Below are 25,574 nucleotides of genomic sequence, written 5' to 3' on the forward strand. Positions count from 1 at the left end.
AAAAGCATACACTCATTCAGTTGTTCATAAAAGAAATGAGGACTATTAATGAATATAAATGAAATGAAGCAACGACAAGAAAAAATTCGTAATTTTTCCATTATTGCTCATATTGACCATGGAAAGTCTACCCTTGCTGACCGGATTTTACAAAAAACAGAAACCGTTTCAGATCGTGAAATGCAGGATCAATTACTTGATGCCATGGATTTGGAGCGCGAGCGCGGTATTACCATTAAATTAAATGCTGTGGAATTAACATATACAGCAAAAGATGGTGAAGAGTACATCTTTCATTTAATCGATACTCCTGGACATGTGGATTTTACCTATGAAGTGTCAAGAAGTTTAGCAGCATGTGAGGGTGCTATTTTAGTTGTTGATGCAGCTCAAGGAATTGAAGCCCAAACATTAGCGAATGTTTATTTAGCATTAGACAATGATTTAGAAATTATTCCAGTTATCAATAAAATCGATTTGCCAGCTGCAGATCCAGAACGAGTTCGTACAGAAATCGAAGATGTGATTGGGATTGATGCCAGTGATGCTGTTTTAGCAAGTGCCAAAGCAGGTATTGGAATCGAAGACATTCTAGAACAAATCGTTGATTTGGTTCCAGCTCCGACAGGTGATCTTGAAGCACCGTTAAAAGCGTTGATTTTTGATTCAGTTTATGACAGTTATCGTGGTGTTATTTTAAATGTTAGAATCATGGATGGTGTTGTGAAACCTGGTGATAAGATCATGATGATGAATAATAATAAGACATTTGAAGTAACTGATGTCGGTATTTTTTCACCTAAACCAATTAGCCGAGATTTCTTGATGGTAGGCGACGTTGGTTATATTACGGCAGCAATTAAAACCGTTCGTGATACCCAAGTAGGGGATACTGTAACATTAGCAAATAATCCAGCAACAGAAGCTTTAGCAGGATATCGCAAAATGAATCCAATGGTTTATTGTGGATTGTATCCAATCGATAATTCCCGTTATGTTGAATTACGTGAAGCTTTGGAAAAATTACAGTTAAATGATGCAGCATTACAATTTGAAGCAGAATCTTCTCAAGCTTTGGGTTTTGGTTATCGTTGTGGATTCTTAGGGTTATTGCATATGGATGTTATCCAAGAACGATTGGAACGTGAGTTTAACCTTGATTTGATTACAACCGCACCATCAGTAATTTACCATGTAACTAAAACAGACGGTACAAAAATCGTTGTTGATAATCCGGCAGAATTTCCAGACCAAAGCACCGTTGATTTTGTAGAAGAACCGTATGTTAAAGCAACAATTATGGTTCCAAATGAATATGTTGGGGCCGTTATGGAAATCTCTCAACGAAAACGTGGCGAATTTGTCACAATGGATTATTTAGATGAATATCGAGTAAATGTTATTTATGATATGCCGTTATCAGAGATTGTTTACGACTTCTTTGATCGCTTGAAATCAGGGACTAAAGGCTATGCGTCATTGGATTATGAAATGATTGGTTACCGTAAGAGTAACTTATCTAAGATGGATATTCTATTGAATTCAGAAAAAGTCGATGCATTAAGCTTTATTGTTCATAAAGATTTTGCTTTTGAGCGTGGAAAAGTGATTGTTGAGAAATTGAAAAAATTAATTCCTCGACAACAATTTGAAGTACCTATCCAAGCTGCAATTGGACAAAAAATCACTGCACGTTCTACCATTAAAGCCTTACGGAAAAACGTTTTGGCTAAATGTTATGGTGGAGATATTTCACGTAAACGTAAGTTGTTAGAGAAACAAAAAGATGGTAAAAAACGAATGAAACAAGTCGGATCTGTTGAAGTTCCTCAAGAAGCCTTCATGGCTGTTTTGAAAATGGACGAGGATGAACCGAAGAAATAACAATACAAAAATAAAACGATCCGCATCAAGTATACTGATAATACTTGATGCGGATCGTTTTATTTTAATATTAAATGATAAGATTACTTAAGAAAAAGGTCTTCCTAAAGGTTTACTTTCAGAAGTATCCTTTGTTTTTGTATCTGTTATTGACTCATTAAGTCTATCTTGGTCAAGTGTTCCTTTAGAAGGAGTTGCATTATATGCTCCTAAAATAATAGCACTTAAGACAAGCCCAGTGATAGATAAAAGAGCAGTTAATCGTTTGGGTTGTTTTCTTTTTTGATTGAATAAGATTGCTTCTAAACGATTTTTTATTTCTTTCGTATTTTCATAAAGAGTGACCGAGGCAACTTTTTCATTATATTTTCCTGGATTATTGGTCATCTCGATTAATGTAGTGCCATAGTTGTAGTATTCTTCTTTAGAAAAGTATTGGGTAGTTCCTTCATCACATGCGTATTCACATTCCAGATTCATCATTTTTTCAATGAAATAAACCACAGGATTGAACCAATGGATACAGACAATCAATTGCATGAACCATTTATAAAAGATGTCTTTATTTTTATAATGGGTAACTTCATGAGACAAAATGCTGAAAAGTTGCTTCTGAGTCAAATCCTCATGGGGTAAAACGATATAATTTTTCGTCACACCTAACAGTAAGGGTGAGGAGACAAGCGGTGTCGTATATATATCAATAGGCGCTACAATTTTTTTATCTTCACAAATCTCGCTTAAAAGATCAAGTACCTCTGGTTTATCTACGGGTTGCCAATCTGCTTTGATATACTTGGCAAAACTTTGGTATTTAGTGATTTTCTGGACAATCAAACAAAAGGCAATAGCTAACCAAATATATAGAATATAAGGTGCAAAAGCTGTATTTTTACTGCCCATAATGATGTTATCATTAAAAATAACATTATCTCCTATAACTACAGAAGGATTTCTTACGCCTTGCGGACCATAAATCATTTCATAAAAGGGTGATGATTCAATGGTAGAAAAAATTATACTTATAATACTTTGGTTTGGAGAAAAAGGGAAAATAAAACGTAGTAATACAATCAGTAGCAGATAGTATTGAAACCGTCTAGAAACCTTTTTTTTCAAGAAATGTCTACCTATTAACCAAATAGCAAATAAAATTGAACCTGAAATACTGAGGGAAATAAGTAAGTTCAATATTTTTTCAATCATCATTCCTTATTTTTCTCCCAGTAATTTTTCAATTCTTCAATTTCTTTGTTAGAAATCAACTTATTTTCAACTAATGTGGCTATTAAGCCTTTGACTTCACCCTCATACATTTTCCCAACAAAATCTTTCGTTTCTTGGCCTAAATAGTCTTTTTCTGTTAAAAGTACTATATATTCATTTCGCCTGCCTTTTTTATGAACTTCTAAAATTTTTTTTTCAGTCAAACGAGCAAGAAAAGTTAAGATAGTATTATTTTTCCATTTGAACTCTTTTGCATGCAGTTCTTCAACGATCTCAGAAAACATCATACGACCATTATTAGACCATATTACTCGTAAAATTTCTAATTCTGAGTCAGAGATTTTTGGTGCCATATAAGTCCTCCTTTTAGTGAATAGTGAGTGTAAGACAATGCTAAAAAAACTCTTGTCTTATTCTCGTTGATTATTATTTCGTTATATAGAGAAGCAATAATTCAATTATAACACGACTGTTGACAAAATAGAAAAGTACATGATATTATAACTACACGATGTAGGTATAAAGTGTGAAAGTACTTTCAATTAATTCTAGAATCTAAATTTATCTATATCAAAAACTAAAAAAAAGGAGAGGCAATTTGAAAAGGAAGCGGTTGTTAGCTCTATTTTTTCTGATTGAGCTGGGTATACTCACTGCTTGTTCAGCAACTAGTGATATAAAAAAATCTCTACCAGAAACGAATTATTCGAAAAAAAATGAGAATTTCAATAATTCTAAGCTTACATCAAAAGAAAAAGAGAAACTTTATGGTGATCTATCTAGTAATGCTGCTTCGCCAAAAATGCTAAAGTATTCTGATCAGTTTAAGCAAAACATTTCGTTTGTTGCTCAGGTGGAAGGTGAACCTCAGCAGGTGAAATCAAAGGATGATACGTTAGATGGTGAATGGTATGTTTCAGTATTATTGATGAGAAATAGAACCACTCCGATTTATTTAAATCTTTCCGATATAAAAAAAGAAAAATGGCCCAAAAGTGATGACATAATCCGAATTGAAGGAAAAGCAATTGGTTATCTTTACACTAGCTATAATAATGAACGACTTGATTTATTAGATATGAAAGCAAACGCCATAGAAGTCTTAAATTTAAAAAATGAAAAGGTTTCTTCTGACAAAGTGATCGAAACCGATCAATATAAAGTAGAAATTACAGATATTGATTTGTTGGAGGATACATTTGAAGAGCCGAGCTTAGTTGTTTATTACAATTTCAAAAATAAAAAAGAGTATAGATCAGTATCTCCACTGAAAAACTATTTTTTCTTTAGTCAAAAGAAAAATCGTTTAGAGAACACGATTTTAAAGGCTAACGATAAGAATCTTGATTCTAAGGCAATTAATAGAGAGACCTTAGAGCCAGGTGAAGAAATGCTATATTATGAAGTATTCAAACTACTAGATTCCAAAGAAGCAGTTTATTTGGAGGTATTTGATGACGAATACATTCTGTTAAATAGACTAGAAATATCAATACCGAAAACGAAATAAATGAGCTGTTGTACCATATGTTGTTGTGGTTATTTTAATTAATGTAAAGTGTTTTAGAGTATTATAAATAGACGAAAAAAAGGGGAATTACAGATGAAATATATTATCAAACAAAAATTGGTTGCTTTAAAACCAACTTATCAAATTTTAGACGCATCAGGAAATCCATTATACAAAGTTAAAGGAAGTTTTTTAGGAAGAGAAAAATTTGAAATTACTGACTTAGAAGATCAAACTCTGGCAAAATGTGAAACGAAAGTAAATATTTTAAGTATTATTGGTTCATTTTTAAGATACAATTTCAAGAAATATCATATCTTGGTTGACGACAAAACAGTTTTTTCTATGGCACGTTCTTTGAATATTTTTACGTATAAGTTTAATGTTGATTCGCCTATAGGAGAGGTTAAATTAGGCTATGGAATGACAGGAAGTCATCAGTTTACGTTGCAGGATAAAATTATTTGTGATATTGATAAAAGAAAATTGACCTTGGGTGGAGATGAATATCATATCGATATTGATGATGCTCATGACCAAAGAGCGTTTCTACTAACAACAATTGCTTTGGACCGTATTTATTATACGAAAAGATAGTTAGTGAGCAGTAGAGTATTTAATATAATTATATAAGTGGAATAACTTTTAAAGAGATTTTTACAAGATAGTAAGATTGGGGAATTGCAGTAGATGAAAAATAAGAATAAAGTGTTTATGGTAATGTTGGTATTCAGTATTGCAGTTGTTATGTCTGGTTGTGATACAGTGGAAAAAGCCAAAGAAAGTATTGATAATTATGATTCTTATTCTCCTAATATGGATGAAGGCGATAAGTATAATGCGTATGTTGACTTATTAAATGTTTTATCAGATGAATTAGCAGAAATTAAAAATTCTTATGCAGAGTATCATATGGATGAAGCGGGTAATTTTGTACCAACAGATAATGAAGATGCAAACTCTTTTACAGGTTCAATTACTTTAGTTCAGCTAGCAATTGAAAAAGCCGATAAAGGACTCTCAACCAAACCAAAGATGGATGTTGATGAGGATGTAGAAGCCTTGCTAGCAGTTCTGAAAAAAGAAATGTCAATTTTAGAAGAAATTGAGAGCTATTATAAGGAAAAAGATTTTTTGAATGATCATGATGCGAAAGGAAAAGAGTTATATCTCAAACTAGTATCCATCTATAAACAAGCAGATGAACCTATTAAAAATTTTAGTGATAAAATGGAGGTGTTGATGAGTGAAACAGAGAAGAAAGAGCGGGAAACCCATGAAAAAGAGGGAAATAAAATTTCATTAGGAATGTTACAGTTTATTGATGCAGCAAAAGAAGCTAGAGATATTGTTGATAAAAGTATTGATAATGATTTAATAACTGAGAACTATGATGATATTGAAGGTATTGATGAAGGTGTCTCGATAAATTTAACAACTGAGAAATATGCTGAACTAAATACTAAAGTTTCTAAAGCATTAGATGAACTTAAAGAAGTACCTAAAGATTCAAAAGCTATAGAAAAAGAAGGTTTTTCTTCTAACACTGCTGAGGGTAATATTGACGATTTTGTAGAAAAAGCATCAAACTTTAAAAGTGTATCAAATAAACTTTCTGCAAGTCTTGGGGATAAAGAATCATTGATTGATGCCATGACCGTGAAAGGAATATCAGATGCATACTCAGAGTTAATCAAGGTTTATAACAAAATAGAATAGCAAAGTAGATTTGGTATGAAAGAAACGATAGTTTCATGCACCGAATGTGTAGGATCATCATTAACAAGCGATTGCCTGGCATTGTATACATGGCTCAAAGAGATAATAGATGTAAATCTTTTATCTGTGATAAAATGTGATTGCATGAAAGAAGTTTATATAGTACACTTAATAAGTCTGAAAAATCAATACCTTAACAAATAACTATCCTTATCCCATCTTCAAAAGAGATGGGATTTTATTTGTGCCATTTTAGCCTATAATGAGTGTTTTCTCATAATTTAAGATATATATATACTTTTGTTTAATAAGGTCGTATAATAACAATTGTAGTATAATTGTAATTTAAAATAATAGGTCATTTCATTCGTAAGGGTGTTTTAATTCCTCTTTTTTTATCACAAAGGTATTGCAAAAATTAATCGTGCTAAAAGCACTAGGAGGAACACATTTATGAATACAGGTACAGTGAAATGGTTTAACGCAGATAAAGGTTTTGGTTTTATTACTCAAGATAACGGAACAGACTTGTTTGCTCATTTTTCAGCAATCCAAGGTGACGGTTTCAAATCTTTAGACGAAGGTCAAAGCGTATCTTTCGATATCGAAGAAGGCCAACGTGGACCACAAGCAGTAAACATTGTAAAAAACTAATTTAAAATTATTTAAAAGATTCGATTGTTATCGGATCTTTTTTTATTGTTTAAAAAATGCCATCTCTTCGGTAGAAGAGATGGCATTTTTGGTTATTCAAAGGCAATTTATTAATTCAGAAATACAGAAAGAGAAGCAGCCATATCGTTATAACCATAATCTCCAACATTTATTGTTTGATGAGATAAACGGTAGTTATTTATGGTTAATGATCGTCCTTGTAGGTTTTTATAATCCCAAAGTGTGCTATAACCTCTACCAAATACATAGACAGAAGAACAATGGTCGTTTAATTTATTATTGCGACCTAAATTTCTCCAACCGCCTAAGTCAACTCTATGATTGTAACCATTACGATCTCTACGCTTATAAAAGATAGCAAAACCGCCAGATTCAGTTGGTTGGCGTCCTTCTGAACTAATAAATGCTTGTCTTTGTAAATGAGAATCAAATCGATGAAGAACTCGAACTCCTTGATTATTGGTAGTTAAATAAGCATATTCACCAGCTGCAGAAGCTTCCAGTGAAAGCAATAGAACAAGACCAAATAACAAACTAAAACTGACAAAAAATCGAATCATCATTTTTTTCATATCAAATCACTCCAATTATAAAATTCGCCTTAAGTAAGATAAAGTGTACATAAATATTAATATAAAATACTTTTAAAGTCAAGGTTTTTTTTGGGAAATAATTACACAAAAATTATTGATCTGATTATTTTTATTAATTACATGTAACTATTTGAAAGTATTAATTATTTCAAGGGTTATTAGTTGATATTTTTTTGATTAGAAGTTAATATACAAACATACCAACAACAACCCTTTTTATTTTTTCATTTTACTCTTTAGAGTAAAACTCCTTTTCCCATCTTCATTAGAAGATGGGATTTTTTATTGACTTATATTTGGAAAATAAGCATAAATTTAAATGAAATGGAATTTTAAATCAAGATATTTTCGATGTTTTATTTTTTTAAACGTATAAAAATAAAACATTTCATCGTTAATTTTGAAATAATAATCTGTTTTCAAGGGATATTAGTTGATATTAATGGGGAAAAATAGTATTATAAATTCATACCAACAACAACCCTTTTTATTTTTTCATTTTACTCTTTAGAGTAAAACTCCTTTTCCCACCTTCATTAGAGGGTGGGATTTTTTTAATTATATATATATATTTGTTGGAAAATGAAAAATAAGCGTATAGATTTTCATTCTTATACGCTTATTTCTTTTGTTCTTTTATCCAATCATTACACTTTCATCTGGATATTTAAATTTTGCTTGTTGTTTTTGACCTTTTGTTAGTAGAGAAAAACCAACAGTATAGATACCCACACGTCCAATATACATTAACAACATAATAATAATTTTTCCAATGTTTGTCAGTTCTGGTGTTAGTCCCATAGTCAAGCCAACGGTGCCGAATGCTGAAAAAACTTCAAAAGCGACATACTCTATACCAGAGGATTCAGGAATATTTTCAGTAATAGTCAAGAGCATGATGGAAAGTACACATAACGTCAATGTAATAAAAAACAATGTCAACGCACGAAACACAGTAATATTTCGAATTGTGCGTCCTTGGAATTCAGCACGAGTTCGCCCTTTAAAAATTGAAACGATTTGAATAACTAATACAGCAAAAGTAGTGGTTTTTAAGCCACCTGCAGTAGAACCAGAAGTTCCACCAATATACATCAAAAACATCGTTGTTATTAAACCAGCACTTGTCATTTGCATATAATTGATGGAATAATATCCTGCTGTTCTTGGCGTTATAGACATGAAGAAGGTATTCGCTAAACGTTCAAAAAAATTCGTTCCAGTAGTCAAATTGCTCGCGTTGTGTTCTGTGATGAAGAAAATGATAAAACCACCGATCAGTAAAGAAAGAGTTGTAATAAGGGCGATTTTAGTGTGTAAAGAGAATTTTCGTCTTTTTTTATAAAGAAGTAAATCTTGCCAAACAATAAAACCAAGTCCGCCAGAAATAATCAACGCTCCAACAACCAATAAAACATAAGGTTTGCTCTGGTAAGGAGTCAAACTATCTCCAAGTAAATCAAAACCGGCATTACAAAAACTAGATATGGAATGAAAGAGTCCGAAAAAAAGTCCTTTCTTCCAGCCAAATTCTGGAACAAATGAGATAGAAAGTAATAGTGCACCAGCTATTTGAATGACCGCTGCTAATTTCACCACATACATCATTAGTCGAAAGGCTCCTGACATATCATCTAAGTTAAGTGCTTCTCGTAACAAAATGCGAGTACTCAGTGTAATTTTTTTACGAAGGATAAAATACAAAAGTACAGGCATTGTCATAAATCCTAAACCACCGATTTCGATTAGAATCATAATGACTAATTGCCCATATGCATTCCAATGTAAAGCTGTGTTTAGTGTAGTTAAACCAGTAACGCAAACCGCTGAAACCGCTGTAAACAATGCATCTATAAAGGGAGTTGCTGTACCGCTGCGTGAGAACATCGGTAAGGTCAATAACGAGCCGCCGATAAAAATCAATATGATAAAACCTAAAGCTAAAATCTGAACCGCTGATAAACGTTTTTTTAGTTTAATAGTTAACTTATTTTTCTTCATATTTTCCTCATTTAACATACTAATATAGAACAGTATGTTTCAGTTTTATTTGATAATTTCAAGTGTACCATTTTATGAAATAATTTCCAGTATTTTGAGAATTCGTATCTATATATAGGGTGGAAGGATTCATAAAAAAAATTATTTTTAAAAAGAAAACGCTTGTAAAATTTTAAATTATAAAGTATTATACAAATACAAACTAATTGTATATACAAGTTGAATGGAGGAGTAAAGAAGATGGGTAAGTTTCAAGAAGATGCTAAAAAACTGTTAGAAGACGTGGGAGGCAAAGAAAACATTGCTGCTGTTTCGCATTGTTCTACTCGGATGCGTTTTGTTCTTAAGGATCCAAGTAAAGCTAATACTTCAGCGATTGAGAAAATTTCTTCTGTGAAGGGAACATTTACAAATGCAGGACAATTTCAAGTAATTATTGGTAATGAGGTAGCTCAATTTTATAATGATTTTTCTTCTATTTCAGGAGTTGAAGGCGTTTCCAAGGAGCAAGGGAAAGCGGCAGCAAAGCAAAATTTAAATCCTGTTCAACGGGCTATTTCAGTTTTAGCAGAGATTTTTACTCCACTGATTCCAGCATTAGTTATAGGTGGATTGATTTTAGGATTTCGTAATGTGCTAGAAGGGATTCCATTTGGTTTTTTGGATGGGCAGAAGATTGTTGAGGTTTCACAATTTTGGAGTGGAGTGAATTCATTTTTATGGCTAATTGGCGAAGCTATTTTCCAATTTTTGCCTGTAGGTATTACGTGGAGTATCACTAAAAAAATGGGAACGACACAAATTCTTGGGATTGTTTTAGGTATTACTTTAGTTTCACCCCAATTATTAAATGCGTATTCGGTTGCAAGTACAGCAGCAGCTGATATTCCATTTTGGGATTTTGGATTTGCTCATGTTGATATGATTGGTTACCAAGCTCAAGTTATTCCAGCAATGTTGGCAGGATTTTTACTTGCATATTTAGAAATCTTTTTCAGAAAAGTTATACCGCAAGCGGTTTCGATGATTTTTGTTCCGTTGTTTGCATTAGTACCAACTGTTCTAGCCGCTCATGTAATCTTAGGTCCAGTTGGTTGGACTATTGGAAGTTGGATTTCAGATATTGTAAATGCAGGATTAACATCTTCGTTTAATTGGTTATTTGGAGCCGTGTTTGGCTTCATGTATGCACCGCTAGTGATTACTGGCTTACATCATATGACAAATGCCATTGATTTACAATTGATTGCGGATTTCCATTCTACAAACTTGTGGCCAATGATTGCCTTGTCTAATATTGCTCAAGGTTCAGCTGTATTAGCCGTTGTATTTATGCACAGAGGTAACAAGGAAGAAGAACAAGTGTCCATTCCTGCTATGATTTCTTGTTATCTGGGAGTGACAGAACCAGCGATGTTCGGAATCAATTTAAAATACATTTATCCATTTGTTGCTGGGATGATCGGTTCTGCTTGTGCAGGATTGTTTGCTACACTATTTGATGTTAAAGCAATCAGTATTGGAGTAGGTGGACTACCTGGGATTTTGTCTATCGTTCCTAAGTATTATCTTGCATTTTTCGGAGCAATGTTGATCGCAGTTATTGTACCGTTTGTTTTAACGTATATTTTCAGAATGAAAGGTATTTTCAATAAAATTGATCCAGTCGACGAAGCAACTGGGAAATTGTTTGTAGAAGAGATGTAATGACTATTTTTATAGTTGAAAAAGCGAGACAATATAATTGTCTTGCTTTTTTTGTTGCTAAATTTCGTCTTTTTATATCATTCAGGATCTACACAAACGTGCACTCTTTTCTAATAAAATAGTTGGCTTTTTTTGTTGTTTCAGGTAGACTAAATAGGGCTTAAGAAAAGGGAGAATGATTGATGGATATTTATTTAAAAAGTGCAATTTTACACATTATTGACCGTGAAACTGGTACGCCAGTATTTTCAGATAAGGAATTGGATTTGACGACAGAATACATACGCGTGTATTTAACCAGTAAAATAACTAAGCTTTCAACTGCTCAAACTAAAACAGGTATTTTAGCAGAAGAGAGTGGGTTTGTTGACAAAATGCGGGGGATTCCTAATGATTTTGTTCAAAAGAGTCAGCAGTTAGCTCAACATTGGTACGATGTTTATTCTGGTAGTGAGGATGCACCAAGTGCAGATGTGCTTTTTGTGTTGTATGAGCTGGATACTGTGATGCATTTAGCAATGATTAAGTTGAACTATAAAGAAAGTTATACCCATTATGTAGATTATGAAGATGAGGCTGTTTATAATAAGTTGATTATCAACCGAGCAATATTGCCGTCCAAGTCTCAAAAACCAGATGAAGGAATGACAGTAAATCTAGACACTTTGGCTTATGAGCTGTTAGAAAAGCGTTATGAGTTTTCTGGTGAAAAAGTTTGGTATTTCTCAGAAAAAGTAATTGAATCAGAGCCTGCGCCTTCAATAGAAGAAAATATGAAAGAAATCAAAAAAGCGGTGAAGCGCATTGGAAAAAAATTTAATGAAGATGAATTTGAATTAATTGCTTCGGTGAAAGAAGCGGTTTATGAAAGCATTGAAGAAACTGGAACGATCGATAATGAACAAGTAGCTGAACTAGTTTTTAAAGAAAATATTTCAGCACGGATGGCTTATCAGGATGAAGTAAACGAATCAAAATTCGTAGATAAAACACCTCCTGTTCGTGAAGCGAGAGAAATTTCAGAGAAAAAATTTGGCAAGCAAAAATTAAAAATGAGTAATGGAATCGAATTGATTGTGCCAATCGATGTTTATCGTAACGGGGATCTAATTGAGTTTGTTAATAATCCAGATGGAACTGTGTCTATTGTTTTAAAAAATATTGAAAAAATTAGTAATCAATTATAATCTTTGGAAGACAAAAAAAGCCTCTCATTCAAGTGAATGGAGGGCTTTTTTGGTAAATAGTTAATCGGTCAGCTGCTCCAAAGCTTTTTTTGGAATCGTTTCTTTAGTAACTTCTTCCCAGCTAAGGACACCCTTTCGAGGATTTACTTTTAATTTTAGGTAAGCATTTATTCTTAATGGCTTATCTCTAATTTCTCTCAAGATTTGAACGCTTTTCTCACCGTTACTATTAAATGTAGTTTGTGTATAATCGTATTCTGTATATTTTACACCGTTGGAAAACTTTCCTGTTTTTACTTCATCAGGTTCATTTATACGGGTATAATAATCTTTTCCACCATAGTAATAGTTATAACCATACCAAATCCCGCCTGTTAAAAGTACAAATGGCAGAATATAAGCTAATATTTTTTTCAATACTCTCACCTCTTAAATGTAGTATGCCTTTTTTTTTAAAAGTATGCCATTGAAATGTCTTAAAATAATGTGACAGTTTTGTTAGTGAGTTGCATGCTTTGAGCCTTCATAAAATAGTCAATGTCTGTTTACACTTTTTTTAGAAAGTCGTGATACAATGAAGAAAAGAAGAGGGGGAATGAAAAATGCTACCTTTATATGGTTTTTTTGATCCAACCTATATTTTGGTTATCATAGGATTGTTGATATCAATGGCAGCATCTGCTTATGTAAATAGCACATTTAGGAAATACGATAAAATTCAAAGTAGAAATAATGTAACAGGCACAAAAGCCGCGGAATATATTTTGCATGAAGAACAAATCAATGATGTTGGTGTTCAACAAATTGCGGGCAATCTTACAGATAATTATAATTCAGGAAATAAAATCTTAAGTTTATCTGAATCAACAGCTCAATCAACTTCAGTAGCAGCAATTGGTGTAGCAGCACATGAATGCGGACATGCAGTTCAAGATCATACTAGATATAGTCCGTTGAAAATACGTGCATCAATTGCCCCAGTAGCTAATATTGGTTCCACACTATCGTTTCCGATTATCTTAGTTGGCGTACTGTTTAGTTGGAATCAAACATTGATTAATATTGGGATTTTTGCGTTTTCATTGGCACTGCTTTTTCAATTAGTCACTTTGCCAGTAGAGTTTAACGCATCACGTAGAGCATTGAAAATTTTGTCAGATGGTAATATTTTGACGGAAGAAGAAGTACCGATGGCTAGACAAGTTTTATTTGCGGCTGCATTGACCTATGTTGCAGCTGCGTTATCCACATTTTTACAATTGCTTCGTCTGATTATTTTATTCAGTGGAAATGATCGAAGAAACTAAAACGATGTATCTTTTGTTTTATTACCTCAATTTTAGAGAGTGTGTTATCATTAGAAGAGATAGTAAAAGGGAGCTGAAAAGAATGAAAACATCAACAAAAATTAGTATAGGCTTAAGTATTGCTGCTGTAGCGGGTGTCTCAGTTGCAGTGATTGCCTCTGAGAAAATCGTCAAAAAAGTTTACCATGTATCGAATCGGTTTAAAGCAAAAAAATTCGTAAATGATAAATTTGGCGGTAATGAAAAATTACTAGGAATTGTCGATGATTTATCTGATGACGAGCTTGATTCTATGATGAATGTTTTAGGAAAAGTTAAAGATGGCAGAAAAAAAATCTCTTCTTATGGTGAATCTTTAAAAGATAATACAGAGAATTTAAAAGATCGTTTTGTCAGCTTTGTTGAAGAAATGATGTAAACAAATAGTAGGTAAGCGGCTTTTCCCAAGCTACTTACCTACTATTTTTTATTTTGTAATCAATAAATAGCAAAATACAAGATCGTCCATTCGTTTTAAAGAAAGTCCTGTTTGCTCATAAAATTTTTCTAATCGGTAATGAAGAGTGTTACGGTGCATGTATAAATCTTTGGCAGCTGAACTAATATTTCCTTGGTTATGCCAAAGAGAAAGAATGATTTGCTGAATTTCCTTTGTTAAAACGAGCTGTTTTCCAAAGTTTTGTATGATTAAACTTTTATTCATAGCGTCTTTAGTAAAATAATGCAAGGCAACATCACTTAGTGAAAAAGCAGATTTGCCGCGAAGCATTTCAGCTTCATTCCTAAAAATTTGTTGTTCTTCTTTAAATAATTTAGGTAACTGTTCATTCGCTTGGAAAAAATTTCCTACAAAAACAATTGTTGAAGTATCAAAATCTGCATCTAATGTTAAAAAAATACTCTGCAGTTCTTCTAAGGTATAGTGGTTTTTAGTATATTTTTCAATTAAAATGCCATCATTTTCGCTAGTGAAAAAGAAGTCCTCAAGATTAGGAAAGATTTCTGTAATGCTATTTTCCCATTCTGATTGTAAAAATGCTTTAGGCTTTTTGATTTGAATTTGCATTACTCGGAAAGAACCTTTTGTTTCCAAAATTGTCTGATTGTACAAGTACTCCAACCAAGGATGTTTTTTTTGATTGATATAATATTCTTTTGAAGGAAACATTTTTTCTAATAAACGAATTTCTGTTTCTTGTAATAATTCTTTGGCAATGATAAAATACTGTCCATCAATCATTAATGAAAGGTCATCACCAGTTGATTTTGTTTGCTGAATTTTACCAGTAGGATATAATTCTATTAATTCTTCAATAGTCATAGACACACCTCACTCATTATTGTACCATGAACAAGGTATAAACGTTTAATGATAATAAAGAACGAAAGGCGGAAATCGCTTGAATCAAAAGACGACGACCTTAACGATAGAAGAAAAAGAAAAATTTATGTTAGAAGCCATTAAAGAAGCAAAAAAAGCAGAAGTTATCAAGGAAGTGCCGATTGGTGCAATCGTAGTAGTAGATGGAAAAATTATTGGTCGTGGATCAAACCTGAGAGAAGAAAGTCAGGATGCAACTGCACATGCTGAGATGTTTGCCATCAAAGAAGCTTGCCAAGCAGTTGATAATTGGCGATTAGAGCGTGCTCAATTATTTGTTACTCTTGAACCTTGTCCGATGTGTAGCGGAGCCATGATTCTTTCAAGAGTAGAAGAAGTGTTTTATGGAGCGAAAGATCCCAAGGGTGGAACAGCCGGCACGTTAATGAATTTATTAGAAGATGAGCGCTTCAATCATGTAGCTTATGTAGAATCAGGGATTTTAGAGGAAGAATGTGGCAGTTTGCTTTCGAATTTCTTTAGAAAACTAAGGGATGAAAAGAAACTTTTAAAAAATCAACAGAAAGACTAGCCAAGTAACTAAAAATGCGGTATACTAAATCTTGCCGAAAGGCTAGGACAATGGTGGGCTTACGAAGCGTGTCAGATCCGGAAGGAAGCAGCACTAAGTAGGTGCCGCCATGTGTCTGATTTGAATATGATTATATCAACGTTTCTAGCATAGCTAGAAACGTTTTTTTATGTTTTGAAAAGAGCGAAAGTTATTTGAAGTATAAAAAAAAAGCCAAGAAGGCTTTTTATAATTCGACATAAGCAAATGACTGAACATTACCACATAATGGACATTTCAAGTCGTTCTCGTCGGTTTTGTTTTTGATTAGAACATAACCGCAAGCTAAACAAGTATATCTTATTAGCTTATCATTGTTCTCTTTACTTTGAAATAATTTCATAAAAACCATTTTAACCTAAAAATGGAGGAAAATCAAAAAAATATGAAATTGGGTAAAAAATAAAGTTAACAGAACAAGAACGAATAAATAAATTGTTATATATACTAGTTGTTACTTTTCAGATTGTCATTCCCAATTTATTGATTTGATAGAGTCCTTAATGAAAGCGAAATTCGATTAATTAAAAGTTGGTGGCATTTTTGATTTTGTTAATCGGATATTTTACCTAATCTATAATTTGAGACTATTTGGTTGTACAGTTTTCTTGTTTTTGTTATATTACCTAGTAGATTTGACTTAGGAGGATTAATAGCATGAAGAATTTAAACAAATGGGCATTCTTTTACTTTTCACCAGATTTTTCACCTGAACAAAATACGGTTATTAATAAAAATGAATTAGGAACCTGTACATTCATTACTGTAGGATTTGATCCTAAAGCGAAAGAGGATGGTAGTATTGTTGAAGTTGCTAAGGAACTTAAGGCAGATGGCGTTCAAATGATTGAGTTATGCGGTGGATTTGGGCCAACTTGGGTAGCTAAAATTTGTGAGGCGTTAAGCTATGAAATTCCGGTTGGAACTGTAACATATGGACCAGAATTTCGTCAACAATTGTTAAATATTATGAGTTAATTAAAAAATCCCTATTTAAAAGAGAGGCCAATACTCATCTTTTAAATAGGGATTTTTTTCTTAGAAACTGCGGCCACCGCCGCCAAATGTGCCGCCCCCAGTTGAATGGGTGCTGCTTCCACCACCTGAACCGCCACCGCTAGAATTGTTTCGAGGGATGCGGCGAGTAGTGATGAAGGAATTAATCAAGGTATCATTTCTTTGAGTTAATTTCAAGTTGGATTTTTCTCTAAATGGGTACTTGTAGGTTCCAAATTTTAGTTGATATTTAGAAATATTGGCAATAAAGAACACGCTACTTAAAATGAGTGCAGCAACAAAGGCAATCATAATTTCTGTTGTTGTCAATGTTTTAAAGCGAGTGATTTTCCCAGTTTCAGTATCAACGCGATAGTGCCCACCAGGAACGCCTTCATCGATGTATTTGCTAGTGTTTTCTAGAAAGCTCTGAGCGGCTTGGAAATAATTACCGCTTTTCATGCTAACTTCAATATCATCCAAAGTCTGATTAATACGTTTATTATCCATGTAGTCAATCATATTTCCAGAGGTTGAAATAATAAATTTTTGTTGATTCATGTCAATATAGAAGGTGATTCCGTTTTGATCTTTTCCAATACGGTCTAACATATAATAGTCTGCAAATCGATTAGAATCAATATCGTTATCGTTATTTGATACAATATAAACACGTGCTTTTGCTTTATTTTCAATCGGAGTAATCGATTCTTTCAATTGGAGAATTTGTTCAGGTGTAAAGAGTGACGCTTGATCATCGATTGAATCTTCGGCTGCTTGAACGTTCAAAGAAAAGGCAAAGAGAAGAGAAATAACTGCAAGTATACTAATTAGAAGTTTTCTCATATAAACCAGCCTCCAATCAGGAAAATGGACAATAATAATGCGAAAATACCAAAGGTTAAAAATCCTAATCGCTTATAACTAATTGGTAAAATCCCGCTGACTTTTCCAGTTTGTCCATTCATGGCATAGTAATAAACTTTTTTTGACTGTTCATTACTTCGATAGGTCACTAACCAAATTGGTAAAAGCATATACTGATTTTTTTCGCTTTCTAAAGAAATATCCGTTCGTAATTTAGTTAAAGTGGTATAGCCAGAAGCTGTATCTCGTAACAATGATTCAGAATAATCATTTAATTCACTTTCAACTGCTTTTTTTATGGCTTCATATTCAATATCACGTTTTTCCGCTTGAAATCCCGCTAAATATTGGCTTTTAAAGGAAACAGCTTTATCGATTTGAAAGGGTTGGACTGCTTCCACCATTTTTTGTTGAACATTTTTAGAAAGAGCATTTTTGATTAATTCTTTAAATGAAATGTTCCCTTGACGTTCTACATCGAATTGTTTTGTTTCAGTATATTCAATGTCTCCAATACGCCAGATACGAATCGTTGTCCCCATAGCATTCATCTGACCGTCCACTTCAGCATCTACAACCCAATAAGGAAAATACACACCGGTTAATTTATCGATTTGTTCTTTATTGAAAAAATCCTTTGGAATAAACCATTTTTTCTTTGTCCAATCTAAAAACTTCTCAACTGCTTCTTCTTTTTCAACAGCGAAAGGCAAGACTTTTTCTGGAAGAAATTGTCCACTTAATCGTCCCGATAAAACAACTGGGTTGTGGCAATAATAGCAATAAGTAGCAGCAGTTGTTGCTTCTGTCACGATTTGGGCTCCGCAACTTGGACAGTTGAATACTTCCATTGCCCCTTCTAATGAATCGTCAGCTCCTTCGTCAGAGCCGGTTGCTTCTTTGAAGGAGGATTTTTCTTCGTCAGTCATTTGATCGACTTGCGATTCAGCTGTGAAGGTTAGTTCTTCTTTTTCATTAGGTTGAGTGGAGGCATCTTCTAAGTGAGCTTCTCTTTGTGCGTTTTCATATGCGGTAACTTCATCTTCAGTAAAGATACTTAAACAGTATTCACAATGGAATTTTTGATCTTTTGGATCAAATAATAGAGGACCACCACAATTTGGGCATTTGTGTGTAAATGTATCCGTCATGATTTTTCCTTTCTTTTGATACCTAATTAAATAAAACAAGTACCTATTTTCTTGTTATTCATTTGTTTTTTTATGCAGAAAAAGGGCGAGACACAGTTGCCAAGCCCTAGTCTTTTAGAATTTACAAAGGGACACCTTGGAATGGCTTGCCACAATGTGGACAGAATTTTGGAATACCATTTGACAAATCAACAGTTTCACCACAGTCATTACATTTCATTTCTAATTTTGGTTTGTCATTCGTTGGTTTCGATGTACCGCAATTAGAGCAAAACTTACCAGTGTTTTCTGTTCCGCACTGTGGACATGTCCAAGTGTCCGTAGAGCCTTGATCATTTTGTTGATTTTGTTTTTCTTGCATCTGCTGTTGATTGGTTTGCGATGCTTGAGCAAAATAGTTACCGCTAGTATTCATACCCATACCGACGCCCATAAAGCCATTCATAGCACCGCCTTCATTATTTCCTGCTGCTTCCATACCACGAGCCATAGAACCTTGAACGTAGCCTTCTCGAACGCCTGGATCGCTAAGCATAGCACCTTGATTTCGCATATTGATTAATTTTGTTGAATCATCTGTATATGAAATGCTGGCTACTGCTACAGAAACGATTTCCATACCTCGCAATTCACGCCATTGATCATCTAAAACTTGTCCCATGTATTTACTTAATTCTAAACTTTTAGAGGGAACATAAGAAATACGTTCACCATCTGCTGACATTTTATTGATTGCAGCTTGTAAAGCTGTTAAAAATTCAGACAAATATTGTTCATTGATATCATCAATATCAACTTGACTCTTATTTCTAGGGATCGCATTTGAGAAGAATAATAATGGATCTGTAATTTTAATTGAGTAATTACCGTGGGCGCGTAAAAATAACTCAGCATTGTAAAAATTATCAAAATAATTGATAGGTGAAGCCGTCCCGAATTTGATTCCTTTTATTTCTTGTAGGTTGATATAAAAAACTTGTTGTTTCTGAGGCGTAACACCACCAAATTTAAAACGATCAAAAGTTTCAGAAATTGCGTCTTTTAATGAGCCATTAAAAGCAGAAGGAGCGGAATCATTTTTGACTGTGTAATAGCCTTCTTCGGCAGTATAATCAATGATTTTTCCGCCATCGACTAGAATCATCATCATGTTAGGATAGACATGGATAACAGAACCATCTGTTAAAACATCTTCTGTTCCTTTACGATTTGAGCCGCGTTTATCATCTTTACGAACAAAAACACCTTTTGTCATGACAGTTGTATCGCCCATATTATCTGGCTCGATAACCTCAATCCATTGATCTGCTAAGCCACCACCGACTGTACTTATTGCTGCTTTGATTATTCCCATCCGAAATTCCTCCTAAAATTGAGAGCGTAGTTGGCTTAATATGAAATGTTGGCCACCCAGCTAAAATAAAAAGTAGTAAGTAAAAATAGTATACCATATGTTCCCGTAATAAAAATACCGCTAAGGACTGATTATGAAATGAAAGTAGTAGATAAAATGAGGTAGGATGAATCAATTATTTATATTTTTGCTAAAAGTTTCATTTTCCTACCTTAGATTATAGCGGATAAGGTATAATATATGAAAATACATTGAATTAAAAAGTTGGGGGATTTTTAAATTGGAACGAAGAGAGAGAAAAAAATCAAAAAAACCACTGATTATAGCCGTTAGTGGAATCACAGTTGTTGCTGCAGTTGGAGGATATGTGGCATATGACATGTGGCAGAAAAAACAAGAAATAAAAGAAGTCGAAAAATCTGCGGATGCATTTTTAGGACATTTTTCAAAACAAGAATTTGATCAATTTCCTGAACTATTAAGTGAGTCATCTGTTAAAAAGAGCGGTTATGATAAGTCTCAGGTTGTTGAAAAATACCAAACGGTTTTTTCAGGGATTCAAGCACAAGGAATCAAAAGTAAGGATGTAAAAATCACAAAGGAAAATGAGAATAATTTTACGTTGTCATACAAGCTTGAAATGACAACTCCTTTGGGGAATTTGAAGGATTTATCTTATAAAACAACCATCAAAAAAGATGGAGATAGCTACAAAGTGGATTGGGCACCGAATTTGATTTTCCCAGCTATGTCTGGTCAGGATAAAATATCTATTGGTGTAGATTCTGCCGTTAGAGGAGAAATTGTTGACCGAAATGGTGAGGGGTTAGCAGTTAATCAAGCTTTCGATCAAGTGGGGATCGTTCCTGGAAAATTGGGTGAGGGTCAAGACAAAACAAATAACATCAAAGCTTTTAGCGATCAATTCAACATTCCAGTTGATGAAATTGAACAAAAACTAAAACAAAGCTGGGTCAAACCAGATTCTTTCGTACCTATGAAAATTTCTTTTGATCCGATAACCACTTTACCGCAAGGAGCAGCTTCTCAAGATAAAACTGTACGTTACTACCCCTTGAAAGAAGCATCTGCACAATTAATTGGTTATGTTGGAACGATTACTGCAGAAGATATCGAAAAAGACCCAACATTAAGTAGCTCTGGTGTGATTGGGAAAGTTGGTTTAGAGCAATCGTATGATAAAGAACTTAGAGGTCAAGATGGTGGCAACATCACAATTACTGATGAAAAAGGCGAGCCGAGAAGTGTCGTGCAAAAAGTAGATAAAAAAGATGGTGAAAGAGTTCAGTTAACTATCGATAAAAATGTTCAATCTCAAGCCTATAATATTTTTGTTAACCGACCTGGTAGTGCAGTTATTATGAATCCACAGCAAGGAGATTTATTAGCTGCAGCAAGTTCTCCATCTTTTGATCCAAATAAGATGGCAAACGGCATCACACAAGAAGAGTATGATGCTTATGCGAATAACGAGAATTTACCGTTTACAGCGAGATTTGCAACAGGATATGCACCAGGTTCTACTTTTAAAACAGTTACAGGTGCTATTGGTTTAGACGCTGGTACATTGAATCCTGATGAAGAAATTGCAATTAATGGGTTGAAATGGCAAAAAGATGCTTCTTGGGGGAATTATTTTGTCACTCGTGTGAAAGAAGCAAGTCCAGTTAATCTAAGAACGGCTTTGGTAAATTCTGATAATATCTATTTTGCACAGCAAACGTTGCGTATGGGTGAAGATACATTCAAAAAAGGGTTGGATAAATTTATTTTTGGTGAAAAACTAGATTTATCAATTCCAATGAATCCAGCACAGATTTCCAATGAAGATAAATTTAAATCAGAAATATTATTAGCAGATACAGGTTATGGGCAGGGACAATTATTAGTGACGCCAATCCAACAATCTACCATGTATACTGTATTCCAGAATGAAGGGAAATTAGTTTATCCCAAAATTGAGTTGAATAAAGAAACGAAGACAAAAGAAAACGTTGTTAGTTCAAATGCAGCTAATACCATTGTAACGGACTTACTTGGTAGTGTAGAAGATGAAACAGGATATGTTCATAATATGTATAACCCAGCTTTCTCATTAGCGGCAAAAACAGGAACAGCTGAAATCAAAGATAAACAAGATACTGTTGGAAAAGAAAATAGTTTCCTTTTAGCAATGGATCGAAGTAATAATAAATTTTCAGCGATGATTATGGTAGAAGATTCTAGAAAAAATGATACGGCAACAAATATCAGTAAACCAGTGATAGATTATTTAGAGGCAAATATTAAGTAGTAAAAGAATGGACAAAAGTACAATGAGTACTTTTGTCCTTTTTTATTTGTTTTTACAACTGGTGTTTTTACGAAGGCATAAAAATATGCTACAATAAATCAACTAACATGAAGAAAGAAAGGATTTTTTTTGTGCGGATATTAGCGATCGATACCTCTAATCAAACATTGACAGTCGCTGTTTGTGAAGAGAAAAAAATAATAGGACAATATACAATTACAGTAAAAAGAAATCATAGCCTAACATTGATGCCTGCGATTACGCAATTGGTCAAAGATGTTGGACTAACACCTAAAGATATAGATCGGATCGCGGTAGCCCAAGGTCCAGGTTCTTATACAGGATTAAGAATTGGCGTAACAACAGCGAAGACATTGGCATATACTTTGAAAAAAGAATTGGTTGGTATCTCTAGTTTAAAAGCCTTAGCAGCCAACTGTGTTATGGTAGATGGGCCAATTATTCCAGTATTTGACGCTAGAAGAAATAATGTTTATACTGGCGCTTATGAATATGTGAATGGTACATTGACAGCGATAAAGTCTGATCGTCACATAGCCATAGAAGAGTGGCTCGAAGAGCTAAAAGAATACCCAACTGTTTACTTTGTGGGTGAAGATGTTGAGAAATTTCGTCAACAGATTGAATCAGTGCTGCCAAATGCTCAAATAAATGAGTATCCTCAATGGCAAATCCCTAATGGAGCGACTCTTGCGCAACTAGCTAGATTAGCTGACCCAGAAACAGATATTCATGGATTTTTACCTAATTATTTAAAAAGAGTGGAAGCAGAAGAAAATTGGTTAAAAGAACATACGCCTGAGGTAGAAAATTATGTTGAAAAAATTTAATCTTTTTCATAGTATTCTAGGTATACTTTTTAAAAATCGACCGTATGACGAAAAAATAGTAGAAATTTCAGATCAAGAATATGTTATACGTGCAATTGTGCTTGACGATATCAAGGATTTACTTTCAATTGAAAGAGAAGTTTATGCGGGAGAACTGCCATGGACGAAAACCGCTTTTTTAGTAGAACTTCAATCGTCAGACCCTCATTTATATTTGCTGATTCAAAAAGAGAATCAGACGATTGGTTTTATTGGCTGTCGAATTTTTGGCAAGGATACTCATATTACAAATGTTGCTGTCTCAACAAAGGAGCAAGGCAAAGGAATTGGTAGCTTTTTAATTAGAGAAATCCAGCAATTCGCTAAAGCAAATAATTGTGAAACAATCTCTTTAGAAGTTAGATTAAGTAATAAAAATGCCCAGCGTGTTTATCGACAACTCGGGTTTTTATCAAATACGATTAAACCTGATTATTATACGGAAGATAAAGAAGATGCGCTAGAGATGATTTTATATCTAAAAGAAGTGTGAAACGATGTACTATTTAAAGGAAAATATACCTACAAATAATCCTTCTGAAACTCTTTGGCGTCTTAGTGAAGAGTCATATAGCCATGGCTCACCATGGTCGTTGAAGCAATTTAGCCTTGATTTAGAACAAGAGAAAAGTGAATATCTTGTGTTAATAGAAGACAATCGTTGGATTGGTTTTATCAGTTATCACTTGGTTTTAGATGAAGTCGATATTACCCATGTTGTGATCCATAAAGAGTATCAACAACAAGGGTATGGTAGTCAATTGATGGATCAAGTTATCAAAGAGTTTAGCGAGAAAAAAATTAGTCAGGTATTTTTAGAAGTTCGTGCGTCTAATTTAAATGCTCAAAAATTATATGAAAAAAAAGGATTCAAAACAATCAACTGTCGGAAGAATTATTACAATCATCCAAAAGAAGACGGAGTTGTTATGTGTTTAAAAGTTAAGGAAGTGAGTCAATGACTTTTTTTAATAAGGAAAGAAAATTAATTTTAGCAATTGAAAGCAGCTGTGATGAAACAAGTGTAGCAGTTGTAGAAGATGGAGATAAGATTTTATCAAATATCGTAGCTTCTCAAGTAAAAAGTCACCAGCGTTTCGGCGGAGTTGTGCCAGAAGTTGCCAGTCGCCACCATGTAGAAGAAATTACTTTGTGTATTGATGATGCTTTAGCAAAATCTGGTGTAGAACCTGATGAGTTAAGTGGTGTGGCAGTGACATATGGACCGGGGTTAGTGGGAGCTTTATTGATTGGAATTTCTGCGGCTAAATCGTTTGCTTGGGCACACAGTTTGCCGTTGATTCCAGTTAATCATATGGCTGGACATATTTATGCAGCACATTTTGAAGAATCTCTACAGTTTCCTTTGATGGCGTTATTAGTAAGCGGCGGACATACGGAGTTAGTTTATATGAAAGAAACAGGTTCCTTTGAAATTATTGGTGAAACACGAGATGATGCAGCAGGTGAGGCCTATGATAAAGTTGGCAGAGTCTTAGGGTTAACTTACCCAAGCGGAAAAGAAATCGATGAATTAGCGCATCAAGGAGAAGATACGTATCATTTTCCTCGAGCGATGATTAAAGAAGATAATTATGATTTTAGTTTTAGTGGATTAAAAAGTTCCTTTATCAATACCGTCCACAATGCTGAACAACGGGATGAAAAATTAGTAATCAAGGACTTAGCTGCGAGTTTTCAAGCAAGTGTGATTGACGTGTTAGTTGATAAAACAATACGAGCGTGTAAAGAATATCCAGTCAAACAATTAGTGATGGCAGGCGGTGTAGCAGCTAATAAAGGATTGCGTGAGCGATTAAGCCAAGAAGTTGTCAAAGAATTACCTGGTGTAACGTTCATTGTTCCGTCCCTTAGATTATGTGGTGATAATGCTGCCATGATTGGCGCTGCGGCGTTTGTCGAAGCAGAAAAAAATCACCTCGCTGATTATCATTTAAATGCTGATCCTAGTTTGACATTTATGACGATTTAAACGTAAAATAAACAGACAAGACTAGGCAGATAGGAAAATATTTGCTATAATAAACCGAGTTTAATAGTGATTCGTGGAAAAAGAGAGTACTTCATTATGAATTAGCCAAGCGATTTCGGGAGGGTGAAAGCCGAAAATAATCGAATGAAGGAAACGTACTTTGGAGAATCTGCGTAAGCAGACGGCTATCTACCGTTACAAGATTAAGTGGGTTCACCTTTTTTAAAGAGTGGACAATTAGAGTGGT

At 33.8% G+C, this 25,574-nt stretch carries 25 protein-coding genes, 1 other RNA gene and 1 other annotated feature (1 of these 27 cut by a window edge); of the genes, 17 read left to right on the top strand and 9 right to left on the bottom strand.

Going from position 1 to position 25,574, the window contains the following annotated elements:
- Positions 1-48: 48 nt before the first annotated feature.
- Complete coding sequence (lepA, locus tag AC4BB2_RS05595; protein WP_490474444.1) at positions 49-1,884, top strand: translation elongation factor 4; 1,836 nt, start codon at positions 49-51, stop codon at positions 1,882-1,884.
- A gap of 87 nt (positions 1,885-1,971) precedes the next feature.
- On the opposite strand, the gene AC4BB2_RS05600 is transcribed toward lepA, so the two are convergent.
- Positions 1,972-3,093, bottom strand: a complete 1,122-nt coding sequence (locus AC4BB2_RS05600) for a M56 family metallopeptidase (RefSeq protein WP_490474445.1) — start codon at positions 3,091-3,093, stop codon at positions 1,972-1,974.
- Positions 3,090-3,464, bottom strand: a complete 375-nt coding sequence (locus tag AC4BB2_RS05605) for a BlaI/MecI/CopY family transcriptional regulator (protein WP_490474446.1) — start codon at positions 3,462-3,464, stop codon at positions 3,090-3,092. The genes AC4BB2_RS05600 and AC4BB2_RS05605 overlap by 4 nt, the downstream gene beginning before the upstream one ends.
- A gap of 245 nt (positions 3,465-3,709) precedes the next feature.
- On the opposite strand from AC4BB2_RS05605, the gene AC4BB2_RS05610 reads away from it, so the two are divergent.
- The 4 genes from AC4BB2_RS05610 (at position 3,710) to AC4BB2_RS05625 (ending at position 6,994) form a co-directional block, all read left to right on the top strand.
- The gene (locus AC4BB2_RS05610) at positions 3,710-4,621 is read left to right on the top strand and encodes a DUF5067 domain-containing protein (RefSeq protein WP_490474447.1); all 912 of its coding nucleotides are present in this window, start codon (positions 3,710-3,712) and stop codon (positions 4,619-4,621) included.
- A 93-nt stretch (positions 4,622-4,714) separates the two neighbouring features.
- A complete protein-coding gene (locus AC4BB2_RS05615; protein WP_490474448.1) occupies positions 4,715-5,218 on the top strand; it encodes an LURP-one-related/scramblase family protein in 504 nt (167 codons plus the stop codon).
- Between the two features lie 93 nt (positions 5,219-5,311).
- Positions 5,312-6,340, top strand: coding sequence for a DUF3829 domain-containing protein (locus AC4BB2_RS05620; RefSeq protein ID WP_490474449.1), 1,029 nt, complete (start codon positions 5,312-5,314; stop codon positions 6,338-6,340).
- A gap of 453 nt (positions 6,341-6,793) precedes the next feature.
- Positions 6,794-6,994 carry a cold-shock protein gene (locus AC4BB2_RS05625; protein ID WP_010761095.1) on the top strand — a complete coding sequence of 67 codons (201 nt, stop codon included), beginning with the start codon at positions 6,794-6,796 and terminating at the stop codon, positions 6,992-6,994.
- Positions 6,995-7,104: 110 nt separating this feature from the next.
- On the opposite strand, the gene AC4BB2_RS05630 is transcribed toward AC4BB2_RS05625, so the two are convergent.
- Both AC4BB2_RS05630 and AC4BB2_RS05635 read right to left on the bottom strand, forming a co-directional pair.
- Positions 7,105-7,587: a hypothetical protein gene (locus AC4BB2_RS05630; RefSeq protein ID WP_490474450.1), complete on the bottom strand. Its 483-nt coding sequence runs from the start codon at positions 7,585-7,587 to the stop codon at positions 7,105-7,107.
- A 657-nt stretch (positions 7,588-8,244) separates the two neighbouring features.
- Entirely contained in the window at positions 8,245-9,609 is a 1,365-nt protein-coding gene (locus AC4BB2_RS05635) for a TrkH family potassium uptake protein (protein ID WP_490474451.1), read from the bottom strand.
- Positions 9,610-9,849: 240 nt separating this feature from the next.
- Here AC4BB2_RS05635 and treP point away from each other — a divergent pair, with 240 nt between their 5' ends.
- Both treP and AC4BB2_RS05645 read left to right on the top strand, forming a co-directional pair.
- The gene (treP, locus tag AC4BB2_RS05640; protein ID WP_490474452.1) at positions 9,850-11,316 is read left to right on the top strand and encodes a PTS system trehalose-specific EIIBC component; all 1,467 of its coding nucleotides are present in this window, start codon (positions 9,850-9,852) and stop codon (positions 11,314-11,316) included.
- 182 nt (positions 11,317-11,498) lie between these two features.
- Positions 11,499-12,503, top strand: a complete 1,005-nt coding sequence (locus AC4BB2_RS05645; RefSeq protein WP_490474453.1) for a nucleoid-associated protein — start codon at positions 11,499-11,501, stop codon at positions 12,501-12,503.
- 60 nt (positions 12,504-12,563) lie between these two features.
- Here the strand turns inward: AC4BB2_RS05645 and AC4BB2_RS05650 are convergent, their stop codons facing one another.
- Positions 12,564-12,920, bottom strand: a complete 357-nt coding sequence (locus AC4BB2_RS05650) for a YxeA family protein (protein WP_490474454.1) — start codon at positions 12,918-12,920, stop codon at positions 12,564-12,566.
- Positions 12,921-13,105: 185 nt separating this feature from the next.
- Between AC4BB2_RS05650 and AC4BB2_RS05655 the strand changes: the two genes are divergently transcribed.
- Positions 13,106-13,810 (top strand): zinc metallopeptidase, encoded by a 705-nt coding sequence (locus AC4BB2_RS05655; RefSeq protein ID WP_490474455.1) that lies wholly within the window; start codon positions 13,106-13,108, stop codon positions 13,808-13,810.
- Positions 13,811-13,892: 82 nt separating this feature from the next.
- Complete coding sequence (locus tag AC4BB2_RS05660; protein WP_490474456.1) at positions 13,893-14,228, top strand: hypothetical protein; 336 nt, start codon at positions 13,893-13,895, stop codon at positions 14,226-14,228.
- A 48-nt stretch (positions 14,229-14,276) separates the two neighbouring features.
- Here AC4BB2_RS05660 and AC4BB2_RS05665 read toward each other — a convergent pair whose 3' ends face one another.
- Positions 14,277-15,131: a helix-turn-helix domain-containing protein gene (locus AC4BB2_RS05665; RefSeq protein ID WP_490474457.1), complete on the bottom strand. Its 855-nt coding sequence runs from the start codon at positions 15,129-15,131 to the stop codon at positions 14,277-14,279.
- Between the two features lie 79 nt (positions 15,132-15,210).
- On the opposite strand from AC4BB2_RS05665, the gene tadA reads away from it, so the two are divergent.
- From tadA to AC4BB2_RS05680, 3 genes are all read left to right on the top strand, one after another.
- Positions 15,211-15,723 carry a tRNA adenosine(34) deaminase TadA gene (tadA, locus tag AC4BB2_RS05670; protein WP_490474458.1) on the top strand — a complete coding sequence of 171 codons (513 nt, stop codon included), beginning with the start codon at positions 15,211-15,213 and terminating at the stop codon, positions 15,721-15,723.
- Positions 15,724-15,762: 39 nt separating this feature from the next.
- Positions 15,763-15,849, top strand: an RNA gene (gene ffs, locus AC4BB2_RS05675) — signal recognition particle sRNA small type.
- A gap of 570 nt (positions 15,850-16,419) precedes the next feature.
- Positions 16,420-16,740 (top strand): DUF6506 family protein, encoded by a 321-nt coding sequence (locus tag AC4BB2_RS05680; protein ID WP_490474459.1) that lies wholly within the window; start codon positions 16,420-16,422, stop codon positions 16,738-16,740.
- 60 nt (positions 16,741-16,800) lie between these two features.
- Here the strand turns inward: AC4BB2_RS05680 and AC4BB2_RS05685 are convergent, their stop codons facing one another.
- The 3 genes from AC4BB2_RS05685 to AC4BB2_RS05695 form a co-directional block, all read right to left on the bottom strand.
- A complete protein-coding gene (locus AC4BB2_RS05685; RefSeq protein ID WP_490474460.1) occupies positions 16,801-17,604 on the bottom strand; it encodes a TPM domain-containing protein in 804 nt (267 codons plus the stop codon).
- A complete protein-coding gene (locus AC4BB2_RS05690) occupies positions 17,601-18,776 on the bottom strand; it encodes a TFIIB-type zinc ribbon-containing protein (RefSeq protein ID WP_490474461.1) in 1,176 nt (391 codons plus the stop codon). Before AC4BB2_RS05690 ends, AC4BB2_RS05685 begins: the two co-directional genes overlap by 4 nt.
- A gap of 121 nt (positions 18,777-18,897) precedes the next feature.
- Positions 18,898-20,130, bottom strand: a complete 1,233-nt coding sequence (locus AC4BB2_RS05695) for an SPFH domain-containing protein (protein WP_490474462.1) — start codon at positions 20,128-20,130, stop codon at positions 18,898-18,900.
- Positions 20,131-20,410: 280 nt separating this feature from the next.
- Here AC4BB2_RS05695 and pbp4 point away from each other — a divergent pair, with 280 nt between their 5' ends.
- The 5 genes from pbp4 to tsaD all read left to right on the top strand — a co-directional run bounded on the left by pbp4 (position 20,411) and on the right by tsaD (position 25,327).
- Positions 20,411-22,444 (top strand): penicillin-binding protein PBP4(5), encoded by a 2,034-nt coding sequence (gene pbp4, locus AC4BB2_RS05700; RefSeq protein ID WP_490474463.1) that lies wholly within the window; start codon positions 20,411-20,413, stop codon positions 22,442-22,444.
- Positions 22,445-22,575: 131 nt separating this feature from the next.
- Complete coding sequence (gene tsaB / locus AC4BB2_RS05705) at positions 22,576-23,295, top strand: tRNA (adenosine(37)-N6)-threonylcarbamoyltransferase complex dimerization subunit type 1 TsaB (RefSeq protein ID WP_490474464.1); 720 nt, start codon at positions 22,576-22,578, stop codon at positions 23,293-23,295.
- Positions 23,279-23,827 (top strand): ribosomal protein S18-alanine N-acetyltransferase, encoded by a 549-nt coding sequence (rimI, locus tag AC4BB2_RS05710; protein ID WP_490474465.1) that lies wholly within the window; start codon positions 23,279-23,281, stop codon positions 23,825-23,827. Before tsaB ends, rimI (AC4BB2_RS05710) begins: the two co-directional genes overlap by 17 nt.
- A gap of 4 nt (positions 23,828-23,831) precedes the next feature.
- On the top strand, positions 23,832-24,296 hold the full coding sequence (gene rimI, locus AC4BB2_RS05715) for a ribosomal protein S18-alanine N-acetyltransferase (RefSeq protein ID WP_490474466.1): 465 nt from the start codon (positions 23,832-23,834) through the stop codon (positions 24,294-24,296).
- A complete protein-coding gene (gene tsaD, locus AC4BB2_RS05720) occupies positions 24,293-25,327 on the top strand; it encodes a tRNA (adenosine(37)-N6)-threonylcarbamoyltransferase complex transferase subunit TsaD (protein ID WP_490474467.1) in 1,035 nt (344 codons plus the stop codon). Before rimI (AC4BB2_RS05715) ends, tsaD begins: the two co-directional genes overlap by 4 nt.
- A gap of 65 nt (positions 25,328-25,392) precedes the next feature.
- Positions 25,393-25,574 (top strand) — a binding site (T-box leader) (it continues 25 nt past the right edge of the window).

The organism is Enterococcus sp. AAFC-DPL-5146, from assembly GCF_058216635.1.